Annotated in this window: 10 protein-coding genes; all 10 read left to right on the top strand. The window is 58.8% G+C overall.

All coding sequences use genetic code 11. The features are described 5' to 3' along the window. Position 1 precedes the first annotated feature (1 nt). The 10 genes from lpxB to ispD all read left to right on the top strand — a co-directional run bounded on the left by lpxB (position 2) and on the right by ispD (position 13,335). Positions 2–1,144: a lipid-A-disaccharide synthase gene (gene lpxB, locus POR16_RS17450; protein WP_005891835.1), complete on the top strand. Its 1,143-nt coding sequence runs from the start codon at positions 2–4 to the stop codon at positions 1,142–1,144. 11 nt (positions 1,145–1,155) lie between these two features. Continuing rightward, positions 1,156–1,809 carry a ribonuclease HII gene (gene rnhB / locus POR16_RS17445; RefSeq protein ID WP_005891839.1) on the top strand — a complete coding sequence of 218 codons (654 nt, stop codon included), beginning with the start codon at positions 1,156–1,158 and terminating at the stop codon, positions 1,807–1,809. Positions 1,810–1,875: 66 nt separating this feature from the next. Next, positions 1,876–5,397: a DNA polymerase III subunit alpha gene (dnaE, locus tag POR16_RS17440; RefSeq protein WP_122381100.1), complete on the top strand. Its 3,522-nt coding sequence runs from the start codon at positions 1,876–1,878 to the stop codon at positions 5,395–5,397. A 128-nt stretch (positions 5,398–5,525) separates the two neighbouring features. After that, complete coding sequence (locus POR16_RS17435; RefSeq protein WP_024671823.1) at positions 5,526–6,473, top strand: acetyl-CoA carboxylase carboxyl transferase subunit alpha; 948 nt, start codon at positions 5,526–5,528, stop codon at positions 6,471–6,473. Between the two features lie 151 nt (positions 6,474–6,624). Then, positions 6,625–7,962, top strand: coding sequence for a tRNA lysidine(34) synthetase TilS (tilS, locus tag POR16_RS17430; protein ID WP_005891852.1), 1,338 nt, complete (start codon positions 6,625–6,627; stop codon positions 7,960–7,962). Between the two features lie 263 nt (positions 7,963–8,225). After that, positions 8,226–9,857, top strand: a complete 1,632-nt coding sequence (locus POR16_RS17425; RefSeq protein ID WP_005891854.1) for a CTP synthase — start codon at positions 8,226–8,228, stop codon at positions 9,855–9,857. A 14-nt stretch (positions 9,858–9,871) separates the two neighbouring features. Next, on the top strand, positions 9,872–10,717 hold the full coding sequence (kdsA, locus tag POR16_RS17420) for a 3-deoxy-8-phosphooctulonate synthase (RefSeq protein ID WP_003314314.1): 846 nt from the start codon (positions 9,872–9,874) through the stop codon (positions 10,715–10,717). A 139-nt stretch (positions 10,718–10,856) separates the two neighbouring features. After that, complete coding sequence (gene eno / locus POR16_RS17415) at positions 10,857–12,143, top strand: phosphopyruvate hydratase (protein WP_005891857.1); 1,287 nt, start codon at positions 10,857–10,859, stop codon at positions 12,141–12,143. Positions 12,144–12,332: 189 nt separating this feature from the next. Continuing rightward, positions 12,333–12,611 carry a cell division protein FtsB gene (ftsB, locus tag POR16_RS17410; RefSeq protein WP_005891859.1) on the top strand — a complete coding sequence of 93 codons (279 nt, stop codon included), beginning with the start codon at positions 12,333–12,335 and terminating at the stop codon, positions 12,609–12,611. A gap of 13 nt (positions 12,612–12,624) precedes the next feature. Next, positions 12,625–13,335, top strand: coding sequence for a 2-C-methyl-D-erythritol 4-phosphate cytidylyltransferase (gene ispD, locus POR16_RS17405; protein ID WP_005891861.1), 711 nt, complete (start codon positions 12,625–12,627; stop codon positions 13,333–13,335). The last annotated feature ends 1 nt before the right edge of the window (position 13,336 follow it).

The following is a 13,336-nucleotide window of genomic DNA, read 5'->3' as shown; positions in this document are numbered from 1 at the left end:
CATGACCAGCCCATTATGTGTCGCACTGGTCGCTGGCGAAGCTTCCGGCGATATCCTCGGATCAGGCCTGATGCGCGCCCTCAAGCTGCGCCATCCCGATATCCGGTTCATCGGTGTGGGCGGTCCGCTGATGGAAGCCGAAGGCATGCAGTCTTATTTCCCGATGGAACGCCTGTCGGTCATGGGGCTTGTAGAAGTGCTGGGCCGGCTGCGCGAGCTGCTGGCCCGCCGCAAGCTGCTGATCCAGACGCTCATCGATGAAAAACCGGATGTCTTTATTGGCATCGACGCTCCCGATTTCACTCTCAATATCGAGCTTCAGCTACGCCGCGCGGGTATCAAGACGGTGCATTACGTCAGCCCTTCGGTCTGGGCCTGGCGTCAAAAACGTGTGCTGAAGATTCGTGAAGGCTGCGATCTGATGCTCACTTTGCTGCCCTTCGAAGCCCGCTTTTACGAAGAGAAGGGTGTGCCGGTCCGGTTTGTCGGTCATCCGTTGGCCGACACTATTCCTCTCGAGTCCGATCGCGCTGCTGCTCGCGTCCAGGCGGGTTTGCCCGCCGAAGGCCCGGTTGTCGCATTGATGCCTGGCAGTCGGGGCGGCGAAGTGGGTCGTCTGGGTGGGCTGTTCTTCGATGCTGCCGAGCGGCTGCTGGCCAGCAAGCCCGGTTTACGGTTCGTGCTGCCGTGTGCCAGTCCACAGCGACGTGCCCAGGTTGAAGAGCTGTTGCGGGGCCGGGACTTGCCCGTCACATTGCTCGACGGGCAGTCGCATGTTGCCTTGGCTGCCTGCAACGCGGTACTTATCGCCTCCGGTACTGCGACGCTTGAGGCCCTGTTGTACAAGCGGCCGATGGTCGTCGCCTATCGAATGGCGCCCCTGACATTCTGGATCCTCAAGCGTCTGGTCAAAAGCCCTTACGTGTCGTTGCCGAATCTGCTGGCCCAGCGCTTGCTGGTGCCGGAGCTGCTTCAGGATGACGCAACGCCAGAGGCGTTGGCCGATACGCTGTTGCCGCTGATCGAAGACGGTCACGCGCAGACTGAAGGTTTTGATGCCATTCACCGAACCTTGCGCCGCGATGCCTCCAACCAGGCTGCCGATGCAGTATTGAGTCTGCTCGGCCAGTCACCTTCATTGTGAGTTCGCCAATCATGCAAACAGGTCTGGATTTCACCCTCGTCGAGGATCTGGTCGCGGGCGTTGACGAAGTCGGCCGCGGGCCGCTGTGTGGTGCAGTGGTCACGGCTGCAGTTATTCTCGACCCTGCCAGACCCATTCTGGGGCTCAATGACTCGAAGAAGCTGACCGAAGCCCGGCGTGAAAAACTATTTGTCGAGATTCAGGAAAAAGCCCTGTGCTGGTTTATCGCCCGGGCTGAAGTCGAAGAAATCGATCAGCTGAACATTTTGCACGCCACGATGCTGGCCATGAAGCGCGCCGTCGAAGGGTTGAGCGTCACTCCAAAACTGGCGCTGATCGACGGCAATCGCTGTCCGCAGTTGTCTGTGCCCTCGGCGCCGGTGGTGAAGGGTGACTCCAAAGTCCCCGCCATCGCAGCCGCTTCGATTCTTGCCAAGGTCAGCCGGGATCGGGAAATGGCGGCACTTGAACTCGTCTATCCGGGTTATGGCATCGGCGGGCACAAGGGTTATCCTACTGCGGTGCATCTTGAGGCATTGGCCCGGCTCGGGCCGACGCCCATCCACCGACGTTCGTTCGGTCCGGTGCGTGCGGCCCATGAAGCGCGCGCGGCCATACTGCTTGGTGGCCCGCTTAAGGTGCCGGTCGGTCTGTTACAGGACTGACGTTTCGTCCGGAGACCGCTACAATCCTGCCCTTCGTTTTTTGTATTTTCGCGTTATAGGATCACCATGCCGGCTTCTTTTGTTCATCTACGCCTGCACACCGAGTATTCGCTGGTCGACGGTCTGGTCCGGGTCAAACCGTTGATCAAGGCGCTGACCGGCATGAACATGCCTGCCGTGGCAGTGACTGATCAGAACAACATGTGTTCGCTGGTCAAATTCTACAAGGCCGCCCAAGGCTCCGGGATCAAGCCGATCTGTGGTGTCGACCTGTGGCTGGCGGGCAGGGATGAGGACGCTGCGCTCAGTCGTATCAGCCTGCTGGCGATGAATGCTCAAGGCTACCGCAACCTGACCGAACTGATCTCACGCGGCTTCATCGAGGGCCAGCGCAACGGTCAGATCGTCATCCAGCGCCAGTGGGTCGCGCAGGCCAGCGAAGGCGTTATTGCGCTTTCCGCGGCCAAGGAAGGCGAAATCGGCATGGCATTGCTGGGCGGCAACCCAGGCGAGGCAGACGAGCTGCTGCGCGAATGGCTGGAAGTATTTCCTGACCGCTTCTATATAGAGGTGCAACGCACCAACCGCACAAACGACGAAGAACATTTGCACGCCGCAGTGGCGCTGGCCGAGCGCCACGGTGCGCCGCTGGTCGCGACCAACGATGTGCGCTTTATCAAACAGACCGATTTTGAGGCTCACGAGACTCGCGTGTGCATCGGCGAAGGCCGGGCGCTGGACGACCCGCGTCGCTCTCACAATTACAGCGATCAGCAGTATCTGAAAAGTCCGGAAGAAATGGCCGAGCTGTTCAGTGATTTGCCTGAGGCGCTGGAAAATACCGTCGAGATTGCCAAGCGCTGCAACATCGACGTCAAGCTGGGCACCCACTTCTTGCCCAACTTCCCGATTCCCGATGGCATGACCATCGACGAGTACTTCCGCAAAGTCTCGTTCGACGGTCTTGAAGAGCGTCTTGCTGTCCTGTTGCCCAAGGACACCACCGAAGATTACGAAGCCAGGCGCCAGGTGTATGTCGACCGGCTGAATTTCGAGCTGGACATCATCATCCAGATGGGCTTCCCCGGTTACTTCCTCATCGTTATGGACTTCATCCAGTGGGCCAAGAGCAACGGCGTACCGGTAGGTCCCGGTCGGGGTTCGGGTGCCGGCTCGCTGGTCGCCTATGTACAGAAGATCACCGATCTCGATCCGCTGGAATATGACCTGCTGTTCGAACGCTTCCTGAACCCGGAGCGGGTTTCCATGCCCGACTTCGACGTCGACTTCTGCATGGACGGTCGTGATCGGGTGATTGAATATGTGGCCGAGAAATACGGCCGCAATGCAGTCAGTCAGATCATCACCTTCGGTTCCATGGCTGCCAAGGCGGTGGTGCGTGACGTTGCGCGGGTACAGGGCAAGTCTTACGGGCTGGCTGATCGACTGTCGAAGATGATCCCGTTCGAAGTCGGCATGACCCTAGAAAAGGCTTACGAGCAGGAAGAAATCCTTCGCGATTTCCTCAAGGTAGACGAGGAAGCCGCTGAAATCTGGGAAATGGCCCTCAAGCTCGAAGGCATCGTGCGTAACGTGGGCAAGCACGCTGGTGGTGTGGTTATCGCCCCCACCAAGCTGACGGACTTCTCGCCGATCTATTGCGACGAAGCCGGCGACGGCCTGGTGACCCAGTTCGACAAGGACGATGTCGAGGCCGCAGGGCTGGTGAAGTTCGACTTCCTCGGTCTGCGAACCCTGACGATCATCGACTGGGCGCTGAAGACCATCAACCGCGACCGCGCCAAGGTCAACGAAGCGCCTTTGGACATCGCGTTCATTCCGCTCGATGACATGCCGACTTACCAGTTGCTGCAACGGGCTGAAACCACGGCGGTCTTCCAGCTCGAGTCGCGCGGCATGAAGGAGCTGATCAAAAAGCTCAAGCCCGACTGCCTGGAAGACTTGATCGCACTGGTGGCGTTATTCCGCCCCGGCCCTTTGCAGTCGGGCATGGTAGACGACTTCATCAACCGCAAGCACGGCCGTGCAGAGCTGTCTTATCCGCACGTCGATTACCAGTACGAGGGCCTCAAGCCCGTGCTGGCACCTACTTACGGCATCATTCTGTATCAGGAGCAGGTGATGCAGATCGCGCAGGTTATGGCCGGTTACACCCTCGGCGGTGCGGACATGCTGCGGCGAGCGATGGGCAAGAAAAAGCCCGAGGAAATGGCCAAGCAGCGGGGCGGTTTCATTGATGGCTGCAAGACCAACAATATCGACGCGGATCTGGCCGGTAACATTTTCGACCTGGTTGAGAAATTCGCGGGCTACGGCTTCAACAAATCCCATTCGGCGGCCTATGGGCTGGTGTCGTATCAGACTGCCTGGCTGAAGACTCACTACCCTGCGCCGTTCATGGCGGCGGTTTTATCGGCGGATATGCACAACACCGACAAGGTCGTGACCTTGATCGAAGAAGTGCGCACCATGAAACTGCGCCTCGACGCACCGGACGTGAACACCTCCGAGTTCAAGTTCACGGTAAGCGACGACGGCCGCATTCTGTATGGCCTCGGCGCTATCAAGGGCGTGGGCGAGGGCCCGGTCGAGGCCATTACCGATGCGCGCCAGAACGGGCCGTTCAAGGATCTGTTCGATTTCTGCGCGCGCGTTGACCTCAAACGGGTCAACAAGAGAACGCTCGACGGCTTGATTCGCAGTGGTGCGCTGGATCGCCTCGGCCCGTACTTCGAATTGGAACCCAAGGCGTATCAAGCCAATATCGACCGTAACCGTTCGGTGTTGCTGGCAGCGCTGGAAGAGGCCATTCAGGCTGCCGAGCAGACCGCCCGCAGCCGCGACAGTGGCCACTCGGACCTGTTTGGCGGCCTGTTTGTCGAGGCGGATGCCGACGTATACGCCAGCCATCGCAAGACCCGCGAGTCGAGCCTCAAGGATCGTCTGCGGGGTGAAAAGGAAACCCTGGGGCTGTACCTGACCGGGCATCCCATCGACGAATATGAAGGCGAGATTCGCCGCTTCGCCCGTCAGCGGATCATTGACCTGAAACCGGCCAGGGACACCCAGACGGTCGCGGGTCTGATCATTGCCTTGCGCGTGATGAAGAACAAGAAGGGCGACAAGATGGGGTTCATCACCCTGGATGACCGCTCGGCACGCATCGAAGCGTCGCTGTTTGCCGAAGCGTTTCATTCGGCCCAGTCACTGTTGCAGACCGATGCTATTGTTGTGGTCGAAGGAGAAGTGAGCAACGATGATTTCTCTGGAGGGCTGCGACTGCGCGCCAAACGTGTGATGAGTATCGAGGATGCACGTACCAACCTGGCCGAAAGCCTTCGCGTGACGGTGCACGCCGACGCGCTCAAGGGTGAACGGCTGCGCTGGTTCGGTGATCTTTGCAAGCGCCATCGAGGTGCCTGCCCGATCACTGTGGATTACACCGGGAAGGACGCCAAAGCACTGCTGCAATTGGGAGAAGCGTGGCGTATTGATCCTGCGGACAGCTTGATTCAAGCTCTGCGTGACCAGTTCGGGCGTGAGAACGTCTTTCTCCAGTATCGTTGAACGCCGCAGGCTCGACTTGCGCTCAACCCTGAATTTTAATTTCGACCTGACCGCGCCTGTTCCGAACAGGAAGGGCGCAGACGGATCAACCGGCCGGCCTCTTGGCCGTCGACCCAAGACGGATGCCTATGAACCCGAATTTCCTTGATTTCGAACAGCCTATCGCTGACTTGCAGGCCAAAATCGAAGAACTGCGCTTGGTGGGTAACGACAACTCGCTGAACATCGGCGACGAGATCTCCCGGCTGCAAGACAAGAGCAAGACGCTTACTGAAAGCATCTTCGGTAACCTCACCAGCTGGCAGATTGCGCGCATGGCGCGTCATCCGCGTCGTCCCTACACGCTGGACTACATCGAAAACATCTTTACCGAGTTCGATGAGCTGCATGGCGACCGTCACTTCTCCGATGACGCTGCGATCGTCGGCGGCATTGCCCGTCTGGACAATCAGCCGGTGATGGTCATCGGCCACCAGAAAGGTCGTGAAGTGCGCGAGAAAGTGCGCCGCAATTTCGGCATGCCGCGCCCTGAAGGCTACCGCAAGGCCTGCCGTCTGATGGAGATGGCAGAGCGCTTCAAAATGCCGATTCTGACCTTCATCGACACGCCGGGCGCCTACCCTGGTATCGACGCCGAAGAGCGCAATCAGAGCGAGGCTATTGCCTGGAACCTGCGCGTGATGGCCCGTCTTAAAACCCCGATCATTGCCACCGTCATCGGCGAGGGTGGTTCCGGCGGTGCGCTGGCCATTGGTGTCTGCGATCAGTTGAACATGCTCCAGTACTCGACCTACGCGGTCATTTCGCCTGAAGGCTGTGCTTCGATTCTGTGGAAGACCGCCGAGAAGGCGCCGGACGCTGCCGAAGCAATGGGCATCACCGCAGATCGCCTGAAGGGTCTGGGTATTGTCGACAAGGTCATTCCTGAGCCACTGGGTGGCGCGCACCGTGATCCGGTGGCAGCAGCAGGCCTGATCCGTGAAGAATTGAGCAGCCAGCTGGCAATGCTCAAGGCGTTCGATAATGACGCGCTGCTGGCTCGCCGTTATGACCGATTGATGAGCTACGGCCTGTAAGCTGCATCGCGTCGATTGTTCCCACGCCTTGCGGGCTTCTGCCCAAAGGGCGTGGGAGCGAACCGCGCGACGCTTCGTTTGTTCGCGAAAGGGCAGGTTTGAGCACTGAAACAGTCAGTGTGCGAATCAGCCAAACCGGTGAAAAACACCAATGACCACCCCCTTGTGCAGCGGTCATGACCTTTCTGCCAGGCTTCTTCAAGCCTTGGCTCCATGGCGCAATGCGCCTGTCTGGCACGTCGGCTTTTCCGGCGGCCTTGATTCCACCGTGCTGCTGCATCTTCTGGCTGAACTCGCCAGATCCGAAAACCTGCCTGCTTTACACGCGATCCATGTCCATCATGGCCTGCAAGCCGCAGCCGATGCCTGGCCGGAGCATTGTCGTCAGGTTTGTCAGGCGCTGGGTGTGCCGTTCGAACAGGTCAGCGTAAAGGTCGAGCCCGGTGCCAGCGTCGAGCAGGCTGCCCGGCAGGCGCGCTATAAGGCGTTTACCGAACAGCTCGGTGCTGGAGACGTGCTGCTGGCCGCTCAGCATCGCGATGACCAGGCCGAGACGTTGTTATTTCGTCTGATGCGCGGTGCCGGCGTTCGCGGTCTGGCCGCCATGCCTGATCAGCGTGCCCTGGGGCGTGGGCATCTGGTGAGGCCGCTATTGGTAGTGTCGCGAATCGAACTGGAAGCCTATGCGCATCAGCATGGCCTGAACTGGATTGAAGACCCCAGCAATAATGATCAGCAATTCTCGCGCAATTTTCTGCGCGGTCAGGTCCTGCCCTTGCTGACGTCCAGGTGGCCTCAGGCATCTGCCAGTCTGGCGCGCACTGCAGAGCATCTCGGCGAAGCTCAGCAACTGCTTGACGAGCTTGCACTGCTGGATCTGGCCAATGCACAGGCCACAACAGCCTTTGCCTGGCTGGATTTGCCTGTACTCGGTCTGAAACCGCTCGCCGGGTTGTCTGCAGCGCGACAGCGCAACGCACTGCGTCATTGGCTGGCTCCGCTGACCCGGCTGCCCGATACCGATCATTGGGCTGGCTGGGTTGCATTGCGCGATGCTGCCCAGGATGCGCGTCCGCTCTGGCGGCTGGCCGATGGAGAGCTGCATCGGACGCAGGATTGCCTCTGGTGGCTGCCCGCAGCCTGGTCGCTGACCTGTGACAGCGTCATGAGCTGGCTCGATCCGGCTGACGCGCTGCACCTGCCTGGCAATGGTCGGGTGATGCTGGAAGGAGAGCCGCCCTCGGGAGCACTGGAAATACGCTGCAGGCGGGGCGGTGAGGTCATGCAACTCAGCGGGCGTGGCAGCCGCGATCTCAAGCGGTTGCTCAATGAGCAAGGTGTACCGACGTTCCTGCGCGGCAGATTGCCGCTGCTGTATCGCGACAATACCCTGCTGGCGGTCGCCAACCTGCCTGGACTGGACGGTTCGCCCAATGAACGCTGGCGTTTGCGCTGGATTGCACCGACCCGCGACCAAAGTTTGAGCTGAAAGGCCCTTTCAGGTAGACTACGCTCCCTTCTTGATACAGCTTCTGTTGGTTCTTTTGAAACAACGCAAGTTGCCGGTTACCAACCAGTATTTACTGGGTAATTCTTAAAATGTAGCGCACGACACGCTGGCTTTTGCCGGTCGGTTTCAACGCAGCAGTTTCGGGAGTACGCCATGAATTTTGTCGGTAATCGGGGGCTTAGGCCTTCCTTCGCTTTCCCCGGCGGCTCTGACCGCTTTAACGCAGACTTCTAGGGTTTTTCATGACGCGCTACATCTTCGTCACGGGCGGTGTTGTTTCTTCATTGGGGAAAGGCATCGCCTCGGCTTCACTGGCGGCCATCCTGGAGGCGCGGGGACTCAAGGTCACCATGCTGAAACTGGATCCCTACATCAACGTCGACCCAGGCACCATGAGCCCGTTTCAGCACGGTGAGGTGTTCGTCACCCACGATGGCGCTGAAACCGACCTCGACCTCGGTCACTATGAGCGGTTCATCCGCACCACGATGACCCAGAACAACAACTTCACCACTGGCCGTGTGTACGAACACGTCCTGCGCAAAGAGCGCCGTGGTGATTATCTGGGCGCGACCATTCAGGTCATCCCGCACATCACCGACGAGATCAAGCGCCGCATCATCAAGGGCGCCGGTGATGCCGACGTGGCACTGGTCGAAATCGGCGGTACGGTAGGTGACATCGAGTCGCAACCGTTCCTTGAAGCCATCCGTCAATTGCGTTTCGAAGTCGGCGCGCGCCGCGCGATGCTGATGCACCTGACACTGGTGCCTTACATTGCCACCGCTGGCGAGACCAAGACCAAGCCGACGCAACACTCGGTTAAGGAACTGCGCTCCATCGGTCTGCAGCCTGATGTACTGGTTTGCCGCTCCGATCACCCGATCGATATTTCCTCGCGTCGCAAGATCGCTCAGTTCACCAACGTCGAAGAGCGCGCGGTCATTGCCCTCGAAGACGCGGATACCATCTACAAGATCCCGGGCATTCTGCACTCGCAGGGCCTGGATGATTTCGTGGTCGAGCGCTTTGGTCTGCAATGCGGCGGTGCCGACCTGTCCGAATGGGACAAGGTGGTCGACGCCAAGCTCAACCCCGAACACGAAGTCACCATCGCGATGGTTGGCAAGTACATGGAACTGCTCGACGCCTACAAGTCGTTGATCGAAGCCATGAGCCACGCGGGTATCACCAACCGCACCAAGGTGAACTTGCGTTACATCGATTCCGAAGACATCGAGAACCAGGGCACAGGCCTTCTGGAAGGTGTGGACGCCATTCTGGTCCCGGGCGGCTTCGGTCTGCGCGGTGTCGAAGGCAAGATCACCGCCGTTCAGTTCGCTCGTGAAAACAAGGTTCCGTACCTGGGGATCTGCCTCGGCATGCAAGTGGCGGTCATCGAATTTGCCCGTAACGTGCTGGGCTGGAAAGACGCCAACTCCACCGAATTCGACCGAACCAGCGCGCATGCCGTGGTCGGTCTGATCACCGAGTGGGAAGACGCCACCGGCGCAGTCGAGACACGCACCGAAAGCTCCGACCTGGGCGGCACCATGCGTCTGGGCGCGCAAGAGTGCCAGCTTGAAACGGGTTCTCTGGTTCACGACTGCTACAGCAAGGACGTGATTGTCGAGCGCCATCGTCATCGCTACGAAGTGAACAACAATCTGCTGCCTCAGTTGATCGAGGCCGGCCTGAAGATTTCCGGTCGCTCCGGTGACGGTGCGCTGGTTGAAGTGGTAGAAGCACCGGATCACCCGTGGTTCGTCGCCTGCCAGTTCCACCCAGAGTTCACTTCCACGCCGCGTGACGGACACCCGCTGTTTAGTGGTTTCGTCAAGGCCGCGCTGGCACAACATCAGAAAAACTCCTGACAGGGACTGCAGACATGGCTCAGAAAATCATCCGCGTAGGTTCGATCGAGATCGCCAACGACAAGCCGATGGTGCTGTTCGGCGGCATGAACGTACTCGAGTCCCGGGATATGGCCATGCAGGTCTGTGAAGAGTACGTAAAGGTGACCGAAAAGCTCGGCATCCCTTACGTGTTCAAGGCCAGCTTCGACAAGGCCAACCGCTCCTCGGTGAATTCCTACCGCGGGCCTGGCCTTGAAGAAGGCATGCGAATTTTCGAAGAGATCAAGCGTACCTTCAACGTCCCGCTGATCACTGATGTACACGAGCCTCACCAGGCGGCTGTGGTTGCAGAAGTCTGCGACATCATCCAGCTGCCGGCCTTTCTGTCGCGTCAAACCGATCTGGTCGTCGCGATGGCCAAAACCGGCGCCGTCATCAACATCAAGAAAGCCCAGTTTCTCGCGCCTCAGGAAATGAAACACATCCTGACCAAATGCGAGGAAGCGGGTAATGATCAGTTGATTCTCTGCGAGCGCGGTTCCAGTTTCGGCTACAACAATCTGGTAGTGGATATGCTCGGCTTCGGCATCATGAAGCAGTTCGAGTACCCGATACTGTTCGACGTGACCCATGCGCTGCAGATGCCGGGTGGTCGTTCCGACTCTGCCGGCGGCCGCCGCGCTCAAGTACTCGATCTGGCCAAGGCCGGCATCAGCCAGAATCTTGCCGGTCTGTTTCTTGAAGCCCATCCAGACCCGGACAATGCCAAATGCGACGGGCCGTGCGCCTTGCGTCTGGACAAGCTGGAACCTTTCCTGGCCCAGCTCAAGTCACTGGATGAACTTGTCAAAAGTTTTCCGATCGTAGAGACCGCTTGAACAGGGTTCTCCGGTAAAGTGCCGTTCCCCGTCATTCGTGACGGGGTTGTTGCATTCAGACCTGCCTTTTTCTGCGTCTGATTGCGAGCACCGTTTTCCCAGCTGCGTCGTTTTCGTCAATCTTGGAGTGTTTACAACAATGGCAAAAATCGTCGACATCAAAGGTCGTGAAGTTCTCGACTCACGTGGCAACCCCACCGTAGAAGCAGATGTGCTCCTCGATAACGGCATCATCGGCAGCGCATGTGCGCCGTCCGGTGCGTCAACCGGCTCGCGCGAAGCGCTGGAGCTGCGTGATGGCGACAAGAGCCGTTACATGGGCAAGGGCGTGCTGAAGGCTGTTGCCAACATCAATGGTCCGATCCGCGATCTGTTGCTGGGCAAAGACCCGGTTGATCAAAAGGCTCTGGACCACGCGATGATCGCGCTCGATGCCACCGAGAACAAGGCAAGCCTGGGTGCGAACGCAATCCTCGCCGTTTCTCTGGCTGCGGCCAAGGCTGCTGCGCAGGATCAGGATCTGCCGCTTTACGCGCACATCGCCAACCTCAATGGCACACCGGGCGTGTACTCCATGCCGGTGCCGATGATGAACATCATCAACGGTGGCGAGCATGCCGATAACAATATCGACATTCAGGAATTCATGATCCAGCCTGTCGGCGCCAAATCCTTCGCTGAAGGCCTGCGTTGGGGCACCGAGATTTTCCATCACCTCAAAGCTGTGCTCAAGGCACGTGGCCTGAACACTGCTGTCGGTGACGAAGGTGGTTTTGCACCTAACCTGGCGTCCAACGCCGAAGCCCTGAGCGCAATCGCCGAGGCAGTCGCCAACGCAGGCTACACGCTGGGCACTGACGTGACCTTGGCGCTGGACTGCGCAGCAAGCGAGTTTTACAAGGATGGCAAGTACAAGCTCAGCGAAGAAGGCGAGTACGACTCTGCCGGTTTCGCCGAATACCTTGCCGAACTGACGCGCAACCATCCGATCATTTCTATCGAAGACGGTCTGGACGAGTCGGATTGGGATGGCTGGAAAGTCCTCACCGACAAGATCGGCGAGAAGATCCAGCTGGTAGGCGACGACCTGTTTGTGACCAACACCAAGATTTTGAAGGAGGGAATCGACAAGAAGATCGCCAACTCCATTCTGATCAAGTTCAACCAGATCGGCACCCTGACCGAAACGCTGGAGGCCATCCAGATGGCCAAAGCCGCCGGTTACACCGCGATTATCTCTCACCGCTCTGGTGAAACCGAAGATTCGACCATTGCCGACCTGGCGGTGGGCACCTCGGCTGGCCAGATCAAAACCGGTTCGCTGTGCCGTTCCGATCGCGTCTCCAAGTACAACCAGTTGCTGCGCATCGAGGAGCAATTGGGCGCCAAAGCTGTGTATCGTGGTCGTGCCGAGTTTCGCGGCTGAGCCATAGATGGTAAAAAGACGCAGAGCGCTGCCAGGAATCGAGTCTTGTGACTATTCTTTGCAGCTGTGATGCTGACGCTCCGCGGTAATCTGGAGTGATTGAGCCTGGCTTATGTCAGGCTCAATGCCCTCAGTCATTTGTTCTTCACGCTGGCTCTGCTGTTTTTTTACTGGGTACCTGATATTTCAATGCGCAGTCCTAACTGGTTGTTCCTCGTCCTGCTCTTGTTGCTGGGTGGCTTGCAATACCGTCTTTGGGTCGGTAACGGCAGCCTTGCGCAAGTGGCCAGCCTGACTCAGCAGATTGCCGACCAGCACGCTGAGAATGAGGTGCTGCTCGAGCGCAATCGCGTACTCGATGCAGAAGTCATGGAGCTGAAAAAAGGCCTGGAGACCGTTGAGGAGCGCGCCCGGCATGAACTGGGCATGGTCAAGGACGGCGAAACCCTTTACCAGCTCGCGCAATAATCAAGTTGGTGCAATGACAGATTTCCTTCCTGCCTTCTGGGCAGTGATACCTGCGGCGGGCATCGGAGCCCGCATGGCAGCCGATCGTCCCAAGCAGTACTTGCAATTGGGCGGCCTTACCATTCTCGAACACAGCCTGCTCTGCTTTCTGAATCACCCCCGACTCAAGGGGCTGGTGATCAGTCTGGCCGTGGACGACCCTTACTGGGGCGAGCTGCCCTGTGCGCATGATTCGCGAATCCAGCGGGTAAATGGCGGTAACGAGCGTTCGGGCTCGGTGCTTAATGCGCTGTTGCACCTGCATGCTCAGGGCGCGAGTGACAATGATTGGGTTCTGGTGCACGACGCTGCAAGGCCGAACCTTGCGCGCAGTGACCTGGATAATCTGCTGGGCGAATTGGCGAATGACCCTGTGGGCGGCCTGTTAGCTGTGCCGGCCCGCGATACCCTCAAACGCGCCGACAGCAGCGGCCGCGTACTCGAAACCGTGGACCGTAGCCTGATCTGGCAAGCCTTCACGCCGCAGATGTTTCGTCTCGGTGCCTTGCATCGCGCGCTTGCCGACAGTCTTGTGTCGAATGTCAGCATCACCGATGAGGCCTCTGCCATAGAGTGGGCAGGGCAGTCACCTCGTCTTATCGAAGGGCGTTCCGATAACATCAAGGTCACTCGCCCTGAAGATCTTGAATGGCTGAGGCAGCGCCGCAGCGAGTTCGGACGCTAGC

Source organism: Pseudomonas coronafaciens pv. oryzae str. 1_6 (assembly GCF_000156995.2).
In the GTDB taxonomy this organism is placed as follows: Bacteria; Pseudomonadota; Gammaproteobacteria; order Pseudomonadales; family Pseudomonadaceae; genus Aquipseudomonas; species Aquipseudomonas tremae.
The sequence above is the reverse complement of the archived record's forward strand: the minus strand, read 5'-3'. Positions and strand labels throughout refer to the sequence as shown.